The sequence below is a fragment of the Microbacterium sp. genome (assembly GCF_031179285.1).
GTDB lineage: Bacteria > Actinomycetota > Actinomycetes > Actinomycetales > Microbacteriaceae > Microbacterium.
Map to the genome: position 1 here is coordinate 116,868 of NZ_JAPSHY010000004.1, position 17,189 is coordinate 134,056.

The following is a 17,189-nucleotide window of genomic DNA, read 5'->3' on the forward strand; positions in this document are numbered from 1 at the left end:
GAGAATGGATGAGTCATGACTCTTGCTCCTGCTTCCGTGCGCCCGCTGCGCATCGGCCCGATCGCCCTCGACGTGCCTGTCGTCCTCGCACCCATGGCGGGCATCACCAACACCGCATTCCGTCGCCTGTGCCGTGAATACGGTGCCGGCCTCTACGTGAGCGAGATGATCACCTCTCGCGCCCTCGTCGAGCGCAACGAGACCACGATGCGGCTCATCCGCCATCACGAGAGCGAGACGCCGCGGTCGATCCAGCTCTACGGTGTCGACCCGCAGACGATCGCGGATGCCGTACGCATCATCGTCGCCGAGGATCACGCCGACCACATCGATCTGAACTTCGGATGCCCGGTTCCCAAGGTCACCCGCAAGGGCGGGGGAGCAGCCCTGCCCTGGAAGACGTCGCTGTTCGCCGACATCGTCGACCAGGCCGTGAAGGCAGCGGGCTCCGTGCCGCTCACGGTCAAGATGCGCAAGGGAATCGATCCCGATCACCTCACCTACCTCGAAGCCGGCCGCGCCGCCGAGGATGCCGGTGCTGCTGCCGTCTCACTCCACGCCCGCACCGCGAGCGAGTTCTACTCCGGATACGCCGACTGGAACGCCATCGGCGAACTCAAGCAGGCGGTGACCAGCATCCCGGTCCTCGGCAACGGCGACATCTGGTCGGCGGAGGATGCCGTCAGGATGATGGCGGAGACCGACTGCGACGGGGTGGTCGTCGGCCGCGGCTGTCTCGGGCGGCCGTGGCTGTTCGGCGAGCTCGCAGCGGCATTCGGTGCCGAGTCTCGCCCCGTCGACGCCACCCTCGGTTTCGTCGCCGATGCGTTCCGCAGACATGCCGAACTGCTCGTGGACTTCTTCGAGGACGAGGATCGCGGATGCCGCGACGTCCGCAAGCACGTGGCGTGGTATTTCAAGGGCTACCCTGTCGGCGGCGACATCCGCACGGGACTTGCCACCGCGTCTAGCCTCGCCGAGATCGATGAGCTGCTCGCACGCCTCGACCACACGGCCCCGTACCCGGGAGCGGATGCCGAAGGGCAGCGCGGTCGCTCGGGCCGGCCCAAGCGGCCCGCGCTGCCGGAGCGCTGGCTCGAATCGCGGGAGATCGCGGCGTCGGCGTCTGCGATGATGCGCGGAGCGGAGACCGAGAACAGTGGTGGCTGAGCCCGCGTTCGCCGGGTCCGCTCCGACCTCGCGGAGCGCGCGCGCCGACGGCTACGATCCGCGTGACGCCGAGCGGTTCTTCGCGGAGACGCACCGGTCCGAGCGCGATGACTTCGCCCGGGATCGGGCACGCGTCCTGCACTCCGCGGCGCTGCGCCGACTCGCGGCGAAGACGCAGGTGCTCAGTCCTGCGAGCACCGCTGACTTCGCGCGCAATCGGCTCACCCACTCTCTCGAGGTCGCACAGGTCGGACGCGAACTCGCGACGGCGCTCGGCGTCGCCGCCGACGTCGTCGACACGGCGTGTCTCAGCCACGATCTCGGCCACCCGCCGTTCGGTCACAACGGCGAACGCGCGCTGAACGAGTGGGCAGCGCACATCGGCGGCTTCGAGGGTAATGCGCAGTCGCTGCGCATCCTCACCCGCCTCGAGGCGAAGGTGCTCGATGACGACGAGCGTTCGGTGGGGCTGAACCTCACCAGGGCGAGTCTGGACGCGACGTGCAAGTACCCGTGGACGGTGGACAGCCCCGTCCCCGACCCCAGCGGCCGGTTGAAATTCGGCGTGTACCCGGAGGACGAGGACGTCTTCCGCTGGATGCGCGAGGGAGCACCGGGCCGCCTGCGCTGCATCGAGGCCGAGATCATGGACCTCTCCGACGACATCGGCTACTCCGTGCACGATTTCGAAGACGCCATCGTCAACGGATACGTTGACGTCGCCCAGCTCTCCGACCCGTCAGCGCACGACGCACTGGTCGGCCGGATCCAGCAGTGGGTGGGATACGACTTCACCCGCGACGAGCTCGCCGATGCGCTGTACCGGCTCTCGACGCAGTCGATGTGGCTCGAGTCCTTCGACCGCTCGCGGCGCGACCTCGCACGCCTCAAGAACCTCACGAGCGACCTGATCGGGCGGTTCGCCAGGGCGGCCGTCTCGGCGACGCGCGAGGCCTATGGCGGATCGGCGCTCGTCCGCTACAACGCGCACGTGGTCGTACCGCGCGTGGTCGAGGCCGAGATCGCGGTGCTGAAGGGCATCATGGGGCAGGCGATCGTGACCATCGACGCACGCAAGGGTGTCTACAAGGAGCAGCGCCGCGTGCTGCGGCGTCTCGCCGACTCGCTGTGGTCGACGGATGCACTGTGGTCCGCCGGCGCCGATGTGCTCGAACCCGCCTTCGCGGCCGACTTCCTCGCGGCGACCACCGACGCCGAACGTGCCAGAGTCGTCGTCGATCAGGTCGCCAGCCTCACCGACCAAAGCGCCATCGACTGGCACAACCGTCTGGTCGGCGAGATCGATCCGGCCGAGGTCGGGATCTGGACTCCGCGACACCTGCATCCCGGTTCGAAGCGGCACACTGTGCGGCAGCCCGTCGTCGAAGGAGCCGGCTGATGCCGCGCATCCGCCAGGCCGACGTCGACGAGGTGAAGGCGCGGACCAACATCGCCGACATCGTCGGAGAGCGCGTCGCACTGAAGTCAGCCGGCGTCGGTTCGCTGAAGGGGCTGTGCCCGTTCCACGACGAGAAGAGCCCGAGCTTCCATGTGCGGCCGCAGGTCGGCTACTACCACTGCTTCGGCTGCGGTGAGTCGGGGGATGTGTACTCATTCTTACGAGCGATGGACCACGTGAGTTTCACCGAGGCCGTCGAGCGCCTCGCCGGCCGGCTCGGCTACCCGTTGCACTACGAGGACGGCGGTTCGGCGCCGGAGACGAGCGGTCGCAGCCGGCTGTATGCCGCGAACACCGCCGCCGCGGAGTTCTTCCGTGCGCAGCTGCTGTCACCGGAGGCCGAGATCGGCCGCCGCTTCCTCGGCGAACGCGGCTTCGACGCCGGAGCGGCGGCGCACTTCGGAGTGGGCTTCGCTCCGCGCGGATGGGACGGGATGCTGAAGGCGCTGACAGCGCAGGGATTCACCCGCGATGAGCTGAGCGCCGCCGGCCTTGTCTCGACCGGCCAGCGTGGCGTGTACGACCGCTTCCGCGGCCGTCTGGTCTGGCCCATCCGCGACGTGTCGGGGCAGACGATCGGTTTCGGCGCGAGGAAGCTCTTCGATGACGACCAGGGCCCGAAGTATCTGAACACGCCGGAGACCCCGATCTACAAGAAGGCGCAGGTGCTCTACGGGCTCGACCTCGCCAAGCGTGACATCTCGCGAGGCGACCCCCGGCGTGTCGTGGTCGTGGAGGGCTACACGGATGTGATGGCGTGCCACCTCGCCGGGATCACGACCGCGATCGCGACCTGCGGCACGGCCTTCGGCGGCGATCACATCAAGGTGCTGCGACGCGTGATGGGAGACGACAACGCCTCCGGTGAAGTGGTGTTCACCTTCGACGGTGACGAGGCCGGCCAGAAGGCAGCGCTTCGCGCCTTCACCGAAGACGACCGGTTCAACGCCCAGACCTTCGTCGCGGTCGCGCCCGACGGGCTCGACCCGTGCGACCTGCGCCTGCAGCGGGGTGACGCGGCCGTCCGCGGGCTGATGGAGGCCAAGGTGCCGATGTTCGAGTTCGCGATCGACCGGCGACTCGCCGGCTACGACCTGGCGACAGTCGAGGGCAGGGTCGGCGCCCTCCGGGCCGCCGCCCCGATCGTCGCCGAGATCCGCGATCAGCTGCTGCGGCCGGGCTACGAGCGGGTGCTGGCGCGGCGACTCGGAATGGACCCCACCGAGGTGCGTACCGAAGTGGAACGCGCGGCCCGGGGCGGAGGCCATTCTGCGGTTCGGCGTGAACTGGCATCCGCCGAAGCTCCGGGGGGAATCCCGACGGTGACGCTGAGAAGCCTTCCGCGCACGGCCGATGCGGCGCTGGAGCGCGATGCGCTCATGGGCGCGCTGCAGTACGGCCACCAGGTGGAGCAGGAGCTGCTGTCGAGCGCTCTCGCGCACGAGTTCCGCACGCCCGCACTCGAGGCGGTGCGGCAGACGGTGGCGGCAGCCGGCGACCGGACGCGGCACGGCTGGGCGACAGACGCGGTCAACGGCGTGAGGGAGCCTTATCGCTCCCTCGCCGGCGAGCTGCTGATGACGCCCTTCCCGGCGAAGAACGAGGAGGGCGCGGTCGCTTCGGCCACCGACCTCGCTCGCCGCCTGATCGTGCGACGGATCGAGCAGGACAAGTTCGAGCTGAGCTCGGCCCTGCAGCGTGTGCCAGCCGACTCCGACGGCGGACGTGCTCTGCGGATGCGCCTTCGCGATCTCGACGTCGAGCGTCAGCGCTTCGCCGAGTCGTAACCGGCGGTACCCGCCACGCAGGGCAGGATGGAGACATGTCCCGCCGGCCCGAGTCCTCGAACGCCATCGACTGCGCCGATCTGGTGATCGACCGGGTCGGGCACGGATCACCCACGCGCGCCGTCGACGGTGTCAGCTTCGCCCTGGGGCCCGGTGAGCTGATCTGCGTGGCAGGGCCCACCGGCTCGGGGAAGTCCACGCTGGTGGCGGCGCTCGCGGGTTCGACCGATCCGTCTGTGCGCGTCGTCGGGGGGAGTGCCCAGGTGTGCGGCGTCGATGTGCGAAAGCCCGGGCGCAAGCATCGGGTGCTCACCTACCTCACCGGTTTCGTCCCGCAGGGCGCAGGCGCCGATCTGCCGCCCCGCCTGACCGTCAACGAGGTCATCGCCGAGCCGATCCTCATCCGCGAGAAGCGCGTGAACACCAAGGCTCTCTCGATCCGGGTCGCCACGCTGCTCGATGAGCTCCACTTGCCGCTGGGCACCGCCGCGAAGTTCCCCTATGAGCTGAGCGCAGGCATGCGGCAGCGCGTCGCGATCGCTCGCTCCTTCGTGCTCGAACCGAGGGTTCTCATCGCCGACGAGCCACTCGCCAACCTCGACCTCGAGGTGCGGCCCGTCGTCTTCGAGGCGATCACCCGACGCCGTGAGGAGCAGGGGATGGCCGCCCTGCTCGTCACCAACGACGCCGCCTTCATCCGCGAACTGAACGCCGAGACGCTGATGCTCCGAGGAGGGCACGTCGTCGCGAGAGGGGTCGGCAAAGACCTGCTGTGGGCCCCGAACGCCGAGGCGGATTCGCGACACTGATCGCCCCCCGAATCGCCGTGTGGAAGGCGTGTCGGGTGTCACGAGCATCGTTCGGAGTTTGCTAAGCTTGTCGAGTTGCCCGCGCAGCGGAGCACATTCCTCGGTAGCTCAATTGGCAGAGCAGCCGGCTGTTAACCGGCAGGTTCTTGGTTCGAGTCCAAGCCGGGGAGCCAACGCAGAAGGCGCCCGATCCCAGCAGTGGGATGGGGCGCCTTCGTCGTGACGACGCCGTCCCCGCTCAGGTCTCCGCCCCGATGGCGGGCGCCGCTTCCGACAGGGATTGTCAACCCTGTGGTCCTCGCGTCTCCGATCTCTACAGTCGAATCATGTGGAAGAGAGCGCAGGTCGCATTCGACGCCGACGCCGAGCCGAGAACGAGCGTCTGGTCGGACTCCCTGGGCCGCGTGGCGACGAGGAGCGCTCAAGCGATCCTCATCCTCATCCTCGCCACCGCCGTCGTCTATGCGATGGTGCAGCTGAAACTCGTCGTGATCCCGGTGCTCATCGCCCTCATCATCGCCGCCGCCGTCGGCCCGTTCGTGAACTTCCTCCACACTCGACGCGTACCGCGGATGCTGGGGACCTGGATCACCCTCATCGGCGCGCTGACCGTCCTGGGCGCGGTGTTGACGGCGATCGTCTTCGCTGTCCGATCTCAATGGTCCGAGCTCGCCGCCAGCGCCGCCGAGGGTCTCGAAGCCCTGCAGAAGTGGCTCTCCGGGCTGAACCTTCCGATCAGCGCGGACCGACTCACCGAGGCGCGGGAGGCCATCCTCGGGTTCTTCACCACGAGCGAGTTCGGTTCCGGCGCGATCGCCGGAGTGTCGGCCGTGGGCGAGGTACTGACGGGGTCCGTGCTGGTCCTGGTCGTCCTCTTCTTCTTCCTCAAGGACGGCGACCGCATCTGGTCGTTCCTCACCGCGCGGCTGCGCGGGTCCACCCGTCGCAAGACGTTGCAGGCGGGATCACGGATCATCGAGGTCCTCGGCAGCTATGTGCGCGGCACCGCGATCGTCGCGGCGGTCGACGCCGTCGTGATCGGAGTCGCGCTCCTGATCATGCACGTGCCGCTCGCCCTGCCGCTGGCGGTTCTCGTCTTCCTCGGCGCGTTCGTCCCGATCGTCGGGGCGACCGTCGCCGGCATCCTGGCGGCTCTTGTCGCCCTCGTCGCGAACGGTCCGGTGGTCGCCCTCATCGTCGTGATCGTCGTCATCGCGGTCAATCAGCTGGAGGGCGACCTTCTGCAGCCGGTCGTGATGGGCAAGTCACTCAGACTGCATGCCCTCGTCATCCTGCTCGCCCTCACCATCGGCACGATCCTCGGCGGCATCATCGGTGCGGTCATCGCCGTGCCGATCGCCGCGTCCGCCTGGGCCGCGATCAAGATCTGGTTCGGCAGCGATGCGACGGCGGCGACGACCGGGGCGGCAGGGACGACCGGGACGATCGGGACAGCAGTGGAAGATCCTCGTTGAGAAGAAGGGCCTCAGCGCGCAGCGCCGGCCAGCGAACCCTCGACCGGGCCCGCTGCGTCATAGATGACGCACTGGATGATGCGGTCGTTCATCTGCTCCCAGGTCTCCTTGGTCGGAGTGATGGGGTATACCTCGAGGACCGAGACGTCGAACGCGATGCCGACGAACGTGGTGAACGGCTCGCCGACGCACTCCTCTGATGCCGCTTCGATGTTCGCCTCGGAGAACTCGCCGTCGGGCATGGTGATCTCGTGGTAGACCTCTTCGTCGTGCGGCTGGTCGCAGGGGACGACGTCGGCGCTCTCGAGCAGCTCGGTGCCGGAGTCCATCTTGCAGTCGCCGACCTTCAAGGCGAAGATGTCGATCGTGTCGTCCTCGACGACGGCGCCGGTCTCCTCGTCACGCTGCGCGTCCTGAGGAGCGCCGCTCAGCATGTCGCCGATGGCACTGCAGCCACTCAGTGCGATCGAGAGGGCGAGGGCCGCGCCTGCCAGGGCCAGCGAGCGTCGCGTGCGCAGCTTCATCATGATGTGTTCCCTCGGTGTCTGGTGAGCGGGCGCGAAGACACCTGCCTCAGAACGCTATCCGGCGGGAAGTCTATGCCGCAACTCCGGGGATGCTATGCGTCAGCTGACAGCTATCCCTCGAGGTCGTCGACGCCCGGCATCCAGCTCACGCCGGCGCGACCCCAGCCTCGCTTCTTCGCGATCTTCTGCACCGTCTTCCAGTCGCGGTCCGACAGCCGATCGACGTAGAGGATGCCGTCGAGGTGGTCGAACTCGTGCTGCATGATGCGAGCCCGCCATCCGTCGACCTCGATGCGTACATCGGCGCCATCGAGATCGGTCGCCGTGACGAGCACCCGCTCGGAGCGCCGAAGCGGGAACCGTTCGCCGGGGAAGGAGAGACATCCTTCTGCTTCGAGATCGGGGTCCGGCTCACCCGGTTCGAGGGGCGCCATCCACAGCACCGGGTTGATGAGGACTCCTCGCCACGGCTCGTCATCGTCGTCCACATAGGCGTACGTGTAGATGCGCAGGGGGACCCCTACCTGCGGGGCCGCGAGGCCCACGCCAGGGGCGGCATCCATGGTTTCGAACATGTCGGCCACCAGCCGACGGATGTCGTCATCGATCTCTTCAACGACGGCAGCGGGGGAGTGGAGAACGGGGTCGCCCATGATGCGAATCGGAAGTACAGCCACGCCACAACCCTACTGCGCGCGATCCTCCGGGTAGGGTCTTACTGTGAGTGTTGGGGTGTGGATGAACACGGCAGGAGACGTCGGCGACCAGCTCGTCGGCGCCTTCCAGAACCCGGGGCTGCTGCTCGGCATTCCACTTGCTCTCGCAGGAGCGGTGTTCATGTCGCTGGGTGCGCAATATCAGCACCGCGGCGTGGAGAAAGTCGAGCGGCTGAGCGGTTCTGATGGGGCGAGCGGCCTCAGTATGGGCCAGATGCGCAGCCTGCTGACACGGCCGTCGTGGATCGTCGGCACGCTGATGCTCGTCCTCGCCGTGATCTGCCAGCTCGCCGCGCTCGTCCAGGCGCCGCTGATCGTCGTGCAGCCCCTCGGCGCGATCGCTCTCGTCATCACGACGCTCCTCAACGCCCGCATCTCGGGTCATTCGCCCACCAGGCAGTCGATCACCGCGATCGCGTGCTGCGTCGGCGGCATCTTCCTCTTCGTCTTCTTCGCGGCGATCTTCGCCACCGAGAAGAAGGTCACCGACACCGGGCTGTTCACGATCCTCGCTGTGCTGCTCGTCGTGATCATCATTCTCGGCGCCTGCTGGCTGATCCTGCGGCACCGCATGCGCGCCCTGTTCTACGTGATCGGCGCGGGAGTCCTCTACGGATTCGTCGCCACTCTCGCGAAGGTCGTCATCAAGCGGGTGCAGGCCGGCAACTTCGAGTGGATCACCGTGGTGTGCGTGATCGCCCTCATCGCGGCCGCCGCGGCGGGCGCCTACTTCGTGCAGACCGCCTACAGCTCGGGCCCGCCCGATCTCGTCATCGCGGGTCTCACGGTCGTCGACCCGCTGATCGCCGTGCTCATCGGCATGGTGGTGCTCGGCGAGGCCGCAGCTGCGCCGCCATGGGTTCTCGTCATCTTCGCCGTCGCGGGCGCCATCGCCGTCTGGGGCGTCGTCGGGCTCGCTCGGTTCCACCCCCAGGTGCTCAGCGACAGTCAGGAACTCGGCATCCGTCGTGGCAGCAACCGGGACAGCACCGAGAAGGATCAGTAAGCGGGATCGATGAGGTCCGGGGAGACCTCGGCAGCCGCGGCTTCGTCGACGAAGAACACCGTGCGCTTTCGTCCCTTCGCACCGGCGGCGGGAACGCTCGCATAGCTGGCGCCGGCGAGGGCGAGTCCGAGAGCGGATGCCTTGTCGGCACCGGTGAGGACGAGCCAGACGCGCTTGGAGTGGTTCAGCACCGGTCGAGTCAGGCTCACCCGCTCGGGGGGAGGCTTGGGGGAGTCGCGCACCGCGAGGGCTGCGACGTCGGTGACCGCCACCTCAGGCCGATCGGGGAACAGTGACGCGATGTGACCGTCGGGCCCGACGCCGAGGAAGCAGACAGCGAAGGACGGCCACGGGTGCTGGTCGCCACCGTAGCGGGCGAGCTCGGCGGCGTACGCCTCTGCCGCCTCGTCCAGCGAGAGCCCGCTGTCGGGGCCAGCGACCTCGTGCACGTTCTCCGCCGGAACCGGGATGTGGTCCAGAAGCGCCCGACGCGACTGCAGCGAGTTGCGGTCCGGGTCGTCGCGAGGGACATAGCGCTCGTCGCCCCACCAGAAGTGCACGAGCGACCAGTCGATCTCGGCCGATCGAGGATCGCGGGCGGTCGCCTGCAGCACGGCCGCCCCCATCGAGCCGCCGGTGAGGGCGATGTGCGCGATGCGGCCGTTGCGCGTACGCGCGCGGAGCCGGGTGAGGAACCGGTCGGCCACCCGAGCGGCGACGGCCGCCGGAGTGGCTTCGACGACGACCCGCTTCTCTGCGGACGCAGCTTCCATCGAGTTCACGCTCCTGTCTCGGGCGGACCCAGCTTCTCCCAGCCCTCGGTTATCACTCGACCGTACAGGACGTCGGGGTCGAGCCGGCGCAGCTCCTCAGCCAGGCACTCGCGCAGCGTGCGACGAGGCAGGTGGAGGTCGTGGTCGGGCTGCTCGGGCTGCGTGAGCACGGCGACACCGGGGCTCGGACGCTCCAGCAGGATGTCGCCGCCCGCGCGCGTCAGGCGCACCGACTTGATGCCCTCCTGCCAGTGCTCAGGGTCTTCGTAGGACCAGCGCACCGGCACCTCCAGCGCCATCTGCAGCCACGCGGCGAGCAGAGCGGTCGACGGCGATGCCGATGCACCTCGCACCTCGACGGCCGTCACCTCGTCGAACGGCGGCTGGTCGAGCACGGCGGCGAGCTGCTCGCGCCAATGAGTCAGCCGGGTCCATGAGAGGTCGGTGTCGCCCGGCTCGTGCGTGTCGCCGAGGACCGCAAGACGGTCGCGTACGTCATCAGCGGTGGCGGCATCCGTGATGCGTCGCTGTGCGATCCGGCCGAGCGGAGACCGGGCCGGAGCCGCGGGGGCCTCTTCCGGCCACCACGCCACCACCGGCGCATCCGGCAGCAGGAGTCCCGTGATCAGAGTCTCCTCGTTGCTGGCGGCATCGCCGAAGGCGCGAAGCACCACGACCTCGCTCGCTCCGGCATCCCCGCCGACACGGATCTGCGCGTCGAGACGGGACTCGCCGTCGCCGGTGGTGAGCACGATGACGCGCATGGGGTGCTCGCGGGAGGCATCGTTCGCCGCATCGATCGCCGCTTCCGCGACGCCGTTGCGGGCGGAGATCACGAGCGTGAGGACGCGCCCGAGGGCGACAGCGCCGCCCTCCTCGCGCACCTTCACGAGCTGCTTGGCGACCTGGCTGACGGTGGTGTCGGGAAGATCGATGATCACGGGCGTCTCCAGACTCGTCCGTCGCGCGCCAGCAGGTCATCGGCAGATGCCGGACCCCACGAACCGGGCGCGTACTGCTCCACCGGACCGCCGACGGCTGCCCAGTACTTCTCCACGGGGTCGAGGATCTTCCAGGAGAGCTCGACCTCCTCATGACGCGGGAACAGCGGCGGGTCGCCGAGGAGCACATCGAGGATGAGCCGCTCGTACGCCTCGGGGCTCGCCTCGGTGAACGCATGCCCGTATCCGAAGTCCATCGTGACGTCGCGGACGTTCGTGCCGTTGCCCGGCACCTTCGAGCCGAAGCGGATCGTCACGCCCTCATCGGGCTGCACCCGGATGACGAGCGCATTCTGGCCGAGTTCGGAGGCGTTCGACCGGCCGAACAGGTGCTCCGGCGCACGTTTGAAGACAACGGCGACCTCGGTCACGCGTCGGCCCAGGCGCTTGCCGGTTCGCAGGTAGAACGGCACCCCGGCCCAGCGTCGCGTGTCGATCTCGAGCTTGATCGCGGCATAGGTCTCTGTCGCCGACTCCGGGTTCATCCCGTCTTCGTCCAGGAAACCGGTGACCTGCTCGCCGCCCTGCCAGCCGCCGGCGTACTGCCCCCGCGCCGTCGCCAGCGAGAGGTCATCGGGCACGTGGACGGCGGCGAGGACCTTCTCCTTCTCGGCACGCAGATGCTCGGCGGAAAGGCTGATCGGCTCCTCCATCGCGGTGAGCGCGAGCAGCTGCAGAAGGTGGTTCTGGATGACGTCGCGAGCGGCGCCGACTCCGTCGTAGTATCCGGCCCGACCGCCCACTCCGATGTCTTCGGCCATGGTGATCTGCACGTGGTCGACGTAGTTGCGGTTCCAGAGGGGCTCGTACAGCTCGTTGGCGAAGCGCAGCGCCAGGATGTTCTGGACCGTCTCCTTGCCGAGGTAGTGGTCGATCCGGAAGATCGAGTCCGCCGAGAATGCCACCTCGAGGGCGTCGTTGAGCTCCCGCGCCGACTCGAGGTCGTGTCCGAACGGCTTCTCGATGACGACACGACGCCAGCACTGGTCGTCATCGTCGTCATCGCCGACCAGACCGGAGTCTTTGAGCTGCTTGGCGACGACGGGGAAGTCCTTCGGCGGGATCGACAGGTAGAACGCGTGGTTGCCCATCGTCCCCCGCTCGACGTCCAGCTGGTCGACGGTCTCGCGAAGCTTGCGGAACGACTCCGGGTTGTCGAACTCACCCGAGACGAAGCGGATGCCCTGCAGCAGCTGCGTCCACGTCTCCTCGCGGAACGGGGTGCGCGCGTGCTGCTTGACGGCCTCGTACACCACCTGGGCGAAGTCCTGATCCTTCCAGTCGCGACGGGCGAAGCCGACCAGTGCGAAGCCGGGCGGAAGCAGGCCGCGATTGGCGAGATCGTAGACCGCGGGCATGAGCTTCTTGCGTGACAGGTCACCGGTGACGCCGAAGATCACGAGGGCGCTGGGCCCCGCGATCCGGTTGAGACGGCGATCATCGGGGTCACGCAGCGGGTTGTGCCCGCGCGAGATGGGAACAGACATCGGTGGGGGATTCTCCTGAACGGATTACTTCTGGGCGGCTTCGAACAGGGCGAGCACGTCAGCCGACGAGTCCGTGATCGTCAGCGAGACGACCGGCCGGCCGTGCTCGGCCAGGACACCGGCGTCACCGGCGGCCTGCGCCTCGATGAGCTGCCCGAAGGTGAAGGGTCGCTCCGGGATCTCGAGGTCGACGTCGGTGCGTTCCAGGATCTGCAGGAACACGCCCTGGGCGGGTCCGCCCTTGTGGTACTGCCCGGTGGAGTGAAGGAAGCGCGGCCCCCAACCGAAGGTGGTCGGGCGGCCGGAGTCGGCGGCGACAAGTTCGCGCAGACCCTGCAGTTGAGGCACATCCAGTCGATTCACATACGCCTGGATGGAGACGTAGCCCTCGGCGGGAAGCTGCGCCCAGAGCGCGTCGAGCACGCCCTCGACGGTGCCGGATGAGGCGAGGGCGGGATCGGACACCCGCACCTCGACGCCGTTCTCGGTGAAAGCCGGCGGCGCCTGCTCAGGGCGGGCGTCGAGAAGGCCGCGCGCGGCGACCTTCGCCGACTCGACGTCGGGCTGATCGAACGGATTGATGCCGAGCAGGATGCCGGCGATCGCCGTGGCGTACTCCCAGACGATGAACTGGGCGCCCAGCGTGCCGCTGACGAGGATCTCGCCGGGGTGGCGCTCGTGCAGATGGAACTCGTTCGCGTCGTCCACGATGCGCACGATCTGCAGGTCGTCGGGGACGGCGTCGAGCTCCGGCGAGACGGGCAGGAGGACGACGGGCAGGATGCCGGTGCCGGCCTTGCCCGTCGACTCGGCGATGAGCTGCTCGATCCAGTCGGGCAGGCCGTTGATGTGGGTGCCGTCGGTGATGAGCCCCAGCTTGTCGCGCCGCGGGTTCGTCCCTGCGATCGCGGCTGCCAGTCGGAGTGCCGGATTGTCGGCGGAATCGACGGCCACCTGCAGCAGCGACGACTCGGCCTCATTCAGCAGCTCATCGATGTCGACGCCCGCGAGGCCGCTGGGAACGAGGCCGAAGGCGGTGAGCGCGGAGTACCGGCCCCCGACATTCGGGTCGGCGTTGAAGACGCGATAGCCGGCCTCACGCGCGGAGGCGTCGAGAGGCGAGCCAGGGTCGGTCACGACGACGATGCGCTCGGTGGGGTCGATGCCGAGATCGCGGAAGGCGGCCTCGAACGTACGACGCTGCGAGTCGGTCTCGACCGTCGAGCCGGACTTCGACGACACCACCAGCACCGTCTCTGACAGGCCTTCGTCGAGCGCCGCGAGCACCTGACCGGGGGCCGTCGAGTCGAGGATGGTGAGCGGGGCACCGGCGGTCTGCGCGATGACCTCGGGTGCGAGCGATGATCCGCCCATCCCGGCGAGCACGACGCGCGTCACACCCTTGGCTGCGAGCTCGGCCCGCAGTGCGGAGATCTCGGCGACCAGGGGGCGCGAGATCGACACGGCTTCGACCCAGCCGAGCCGGATCGACGCCTCGGACTCCGCATCCGGACCCCAGAGCGTCGCGTCGCCTCCGGTGATGCGCGACGCGACGAGGTCACGGACGAGCCCGGGGACGACGTCGTCGATGGCGCGCTTGGCGGCACCGGAGGTGTGGATCGAGAATGTCATCGCTGAGTCTCCAGAGCCTGGGCGACCTGACCGAGCAGATCGTGCCACGAGTCGATGAACTTCGCCACACCCTCGTCCTCGAGCACCTGGGTGACGTCGTCGAAATCGACGCCGACCTCCTTGAGGCCCGCGAACACGGCGCGTGCGTCGTCGTAGCCGCCGCGGATGGTGTCTCCTTCGATCTCTGCGTGATCGAAGGTCGCCTCGAGAGTCTTCTCCGGCATCGTGTTGACGACGCCCTTCGTCACGAGCTGCGTGACGTACAGGGTGTCCGGGAGGGCGGGGTCCTTCACGCCGGTCGACGCCCACAGGGGCCGCTGCAGGTTGGCGCCGAGCTTGAGCAGATCCTGCGCACGCTTCTCACCGAACTTCTGCTCGAACAGCTCGAAGGCCAGTCGCGCGTTCGCGAGACCCGCCTTGCTCTTGAGCGCGTTCGCGGCATCCGTGCCGATCGCCGAGAGACGCTTGTCGGTCTCGGAGTCGACACGCGAGACGAAGAACGAGGCGACCGAGTGGATGCTCGACAGCTCGAAGTCGCCGCTGTGTGCGCGCTCCAGACCCGTCAAGTAGGCGTCGATGACGTCGGCGTAGCGTTCGAGGCTGAAGATCAGCGTCACGTTGACGCTGATGCCGGCCGCGATGGCTTCGGTGATCGCGGGCAGGCCCGCCTTGGTCGCAGGGATCTTCACCAGCAGGTTGGGGCGGTCGATCTCTTTCCACAGCTGCTTGGCCTGGGCCACCGTGCCGTCGGTGTCGTGCGCGAGGTCGGGCGAGACCTCGATCGAGACACGTCCGTCCACGTGGCCGGATGCCTCCCACACGGGGCGGAACACGTCCAGCGCTGCGCGGACGTCCTGCGTGGTCGCCGCGAAGACGGCATCCTCGGCGCTCGCGCCGGAAGCGGCGAGTTCCTTGACCTGCGCGTCGTACGAGGTGTCGTTCGGGTTCGTGATCGCGCCGGCGAAGATCGTCGGGTTGGTCGTGACGCCGGTGACGTTCCTCGACTCGATCAGCTCGGCGAGGTTGCCGGAGGAGATGCGCGTGCGGGAGAGGTCGTCGAGCCAGATGCTGACGCCGGCGGCGGCGAGCTGTGCGGTGGGGGTGCTCATGCGTTCTCCTTGGTGCTGTTTGCGGCGATGGTCTCGTGAGCGGCCGCAACGACGGCCTCGGTGGTGATGCCGAACTTCTCGAACAGGGTCTTGTAGTCGGCGGAGGCGCCGAAGTGGTCGATGCCGACGGAGCGGCCACGGTCCCCGACGATGCCGCGCCAGCTGAGGACGGAACCTGCCTCGACGGACACGCGGGCGGTGACCGACGCGGGAAGGACGCTCTCGCGGTAGGCCTCGTCCTGCTCGTCGAACCATTCCAGCGACGGAGCGGACACCACGCGTGCGTTCACCCCCTCCTCGGCGAGAGCGCTGCGAGCGGCGACCGCCAGCTGCACCTCGGATCCGGTGGCGATGATGATGACATCCGGGGAGCCGTTGGGCGCCTCGGCCAGGACGTAGGCGCCCTTCACGGCGTGGGCTGCCGCGGCGAACGTCTCGCCGCTGGCCGCATCGTCACCGCGCTCGAACACCGGGATGTTCTGGCGCGTGAGAGCGATACCGGCGGGGCCGGCCTGGCGGCGGAGGATCTCCAGCCAGGCGACGGAGGTCTCGTTCGCGTCGGCCGGGCGCACGATCGTGAGGTTCGGGATGGCGCGGAGTGTCGCGAGCTGCTCCACCGGCTGGTGGGTCGGGCCATCCTCGCCGAGCGCGACCGAGTCGTGGGTCCAGACGAAGATGCTCGGGACGTTCATCAGCGCGGCAAGGCGCACCGCGGGGCGCATGTAGTCGCTGAAGATGAGGAAGGTGCCGCCGAACGCGCGGGTCGGGCCGTGCAGCACGATGCCGTTGACGATCGCGCCCATAGCGTGCTCGCGGATGCCGAAGTGGAGGACGCGCCCGTACGGGGCGCCGGACCACTCGTGCGTCGACCACTCCGCGGGGATGAAGGACTTCGAGTCCTTGATCGTGGTGAGATTCGACTCGGCGAGGTCGGCGGAACCGCCCCAGAGCTCTGGAAGCGCGGCGGCCAGCGCGTTGATGACCTGGCCGGAAGCGGCGCGCGTCGAGACCTCCTTGCCGGACTCGAACACGGGCAGTGCCTGTGAGATGTCGGCGGGGAGCTCGCCCGCTTCGAGGCGATCGAGCAGAGCCTTGCGCTCGGGGTTCGCCGCGGCCCAGGCGTCGAACGACTCCTGCCACGCGGCGCGTGCCTCGGCGGCGCGGTCGGCCAGGCCGCGGGTGTGGGCGATCACCTCGTCGGCGACGGCGAAGTTCTGCTCGGGGTCGAACCCGAGCACCTTCTTGGTCGCGGCGAGCTCATCGGCGCCCAGCGCGGAGCCGTGGATCTTGCCGGAGTTCTGCTTGCCGGGCGAGGGCCAGCCGATGATGGTCTTGAGGATGATGAGCGACGGCCGGTCGGTCTCGGCCTTGGCGGCCTCGATCGCCGCATACAGCTCGGCGACATCCTCGACGTACTCGCCGGTCTTCTTCCAGTCGACGACCTGCACCTGCCACCCGTACGCTTCGTACCGCTTGGCGACGTCCTCGGTGAAGGCGACGTTCGTGTCGTCCTCGATCGAGATCTGGTTCGAGTCGTAGATCGCGATGAGGTTGCCGAGCTGCTGATGGCCGGCGAGCGACGATGCCTCGCTGGTGACGCCCTCCTGCAGATCGCCGTCGCCGGCGATGACGTACACGAAGTGATCGAACGGGCTGCTGCCGGCGGCGGCATCCGGATCGAACAGGCCGCGCTCGTAGCGTGCGGCGTACGCGAAGCCGACGGCTGAGGCGAGACCCTGGCCGAGCGGGCCCGTGGTGATCTCGACGCCCTTGGTGTGGCCGTACTCGGGGTGACCCGGGGTGAGGGAGCCCCAGGTGCGCAATGACTTGAGGTCGTCGAGCTCGAGACCGAACCCGCCGAGGTACAGCTGAACGTACTGCGTCAGCGAGGAGTGACCGACGGAGAGGATGAACCGGTCGCGGCCGAGCCAATCCGTGTCGGAAGGGTCGTGGCGCAGCACCCGCTGGTACAGCAGGTATGCCGCCGGAGCGAGGCTCATGGCGGTGCCGGGGTGTCCGTTGCCGACCTTCTCCACGGCGTCGGCCGCCAGGATCCGTGCGGTGTCCACCGCGCGCCGATCGATCTCATCCCACTGCAATTGCGACACGGTCATGCCCTTTCCGACAGTTTCGAGGGCGCCCGTATTCCCTGGCGCATCCGCATCGTCACGGACTGGTGCACAGCGCCGGGCGCGCGAGTGGTTTCAGCATAGCGGGGTAGGCAGCACTGCTACGCGG

The 17,189-nt window shown here is 68.4% G+C and carries 14 protein-coding genes and 1 tRNA gene; 7 read left to right on the plus strand and 8 right to left on the minus strand.

Annotation, left to right across the window (positions count from 1 at the left end; genetic code table 11):
- Positions 1–15: 15 nt before the first annotated feature.
- The 6 genes from dusB to RIN18_RS03995 all read left to right on the plus strand — a co-directional run bounded on the left by dusB (position 16) and on the right by RIN18_RS03995 (position 6,700).
- Positions 16–1,170: a tRNA dihydrouridine synthase DusB gene (gene dusB / locus RIN18_RS03970; RefSeq protein ID WP_309102651.1), complete on the plus strand. Its 1,155-nt coding sequence runs from the start codon at positions 16–18 to the stop codon at positions 1,168–1,170.
- Positions 1,163–2,569 (plus strand): deoxyguanosinetriphosphate triphosphohydrolase, encoded by a 1,407-nt coding sequence (locus RIN18_RS03975; protein ID WP_309102652.1) that lies wholly within the window; start codon positions 1,163–1,165, stop codon positions 2,567–2,569. The genes dusB and RIN18_RS03975 overlap by 8 nt, the downstream gene beginning before the upstream one ends.
- Positions 2,569–4,416 carry a DNA primase gene (gene dnaG / locus RIN18_RS03980; protein WP_309102653.1) on the plus strand — a complete coding sequence of 616 codons (1,848 nt, stop codon included), beginning with the start codon at positions 2,569–2,571 and terminating at the stop codon, positions 4,414–4,416. Before RIN18_RS03975 ends, dnaG begins: the two co-directional genes overlap by 1 nt.
- A gap of 35 nt (positions 4,417–4,451) precedes the next feature.
- Complete coding sequence (locus RIN18_RS03985; protein ID WP_309102654.1) at positions 4,452–5,225, plus strand: ATP-binding cassette domain-containing protein; 774 nt, start codon at positions 4,452–4,454, stop codon at positions 5,223–5,225.
- Positions 5,226–5,322: 97 nt separating this feature from the next.
- Positions 5,323–5,398 (plus strand) — tRNA-Asn (locus tag RIN18_RS03990).
- Between the two features lie 153 nt (positions 5,399–5,551).
- Positions 5,552–6,700, plus strand: a complete 1,149-nt coding sequence (locus RIN18_RS03995) for an AI-2E family transporter (protein WP_309102655.1) — start codon at positions 5,552–5,554, stop codon at positions 6,698–6,700.
- A gap of 11 nt (positions 6,701–6,711) precedes the next feature.
- Here the strand turns inward: RIN18_RS03995 and RIN18_RS04000 are convergent, their stop codons facing one another.
- Both RIN18_RS04000 and def read right to left on the minus strand, forming a co-directional pair.
- Positions 6,712–7,227 carry a septum formation family protein gene (locus RIN18_RS04000; RefSeq protein ID WP_309102656.1) on the minus strand — a complete coding sequence of 172 codons (516 nt, stop codon included), beginning with the start codon at positions 7,225–7,227 and terminating at the stop codon, positions 6,712–6,714.
- A 110-nt stretch (positions 7,228–7,337) separates the two neighbouring features.
- Entirely contained in the window at positions 7,338–7,904 is a 567-nt protein-coding gene (gene def / locus RIN18_RS04005) for a peptide deformylase (RefSeq protein WP_309102657.1), read from the minus strand.
- Between the two features lie 61 nt (positions 7,905–7,965).
- On the opposite strand from def, the gene RIN18_RS04010 reads away from it, so the two are divergent.
- A complete protein-coding gene (locus tag RIN18_RS04010; RefSeq protein WP_309102746.1) occupies positions 7,966–8,949 on the plus strand; it encodes a DMT family transporter in 984 nt (327 codons plus the stop codon).
- Here RIN18_RS04010 and pgl read toward each other — a convergent pair.
- The 6 genes from pgl to tkt are packed head-to-tail and all read right to left on the minus strand — an operon-like array spanning position 8,943 to position 17,059.
- Entirely contained in the window at positions 8,943–9,722 is a 780-nt protein-coding gene (pgl, locus tag RIN18_RS04015) for a 6-phosphogluconolactonase (protein ID WP_309102658.1), read from the minus strand. The genes RIN18_RS04010 and pgl overlap by 7 nt on opposite strands.
- A 5-nt stretch (positions 9,723–9,727) precedes the next feature.
- The gene (locus RIN18_RS04020) at positions 9,728–10,663 is read right to left on the minus strand and encodes a glucose-6-phosphate dehydrogenase assembly protein OpcA (protein ID WP_309102659.1); all 936 of its coding nucleotides are present in this window, start codon (positions 10,661–10,663) and stop codon (positions 9,728–9,730) included.
- Entirely contained in the window at positions 10,660–12,210 is a 1,551-nt protein-coding gene (gene zwf / locus RIN18_RS04025; RefSeq protein ID WP_309102660.1) for a glucose-6-phosphate dehydrogenase, read from the minus strand. Before zwf ends, RIN18_RS04020 begins: the two co-directional genes overlap by 4 nt.
- 24 nt (positions 12,211–12,234) lie before the next feature.
- Complete coding sequence (locus RIN18_RS04030) at positions 12,235–13,842, minus strand: glucose-6-phosphate isomerase (RefSeq protein ID WP_309102661.1); 1,608 nt, start codon at positions 13,840–13,842, stop codon at positions 12,235–12,237.
- Positions 13,839–14,951, minus strand: a complete 1,113-nt coding sequence (tal, locus tag RIN18_RS04035) for a transaldolase (protein WP_309102662.1) — start codon at positions 14,949–14,951, stop codon at positions 13,839–13,841. Before tal ends, RIN18_RS04030 begins: the two co-directional genes overlap by 4 nt.
- Positions 14,948–17,059: a transketolase gene (gene tkt, locus RIN18_RS04040; RefSeq protein ID WP_309102747.1), complete on the minus strand. Its 2,112-nt coding sequence runs from the start codon at positions 17,057–17,059 to the stop codon at positions 14,948–14,950. Before tkt ends, tal begins: the two co-directional genes overlap by 4 nt.
- Positions 17,060–17,189 lie beyond the last annotated feature (130 nt).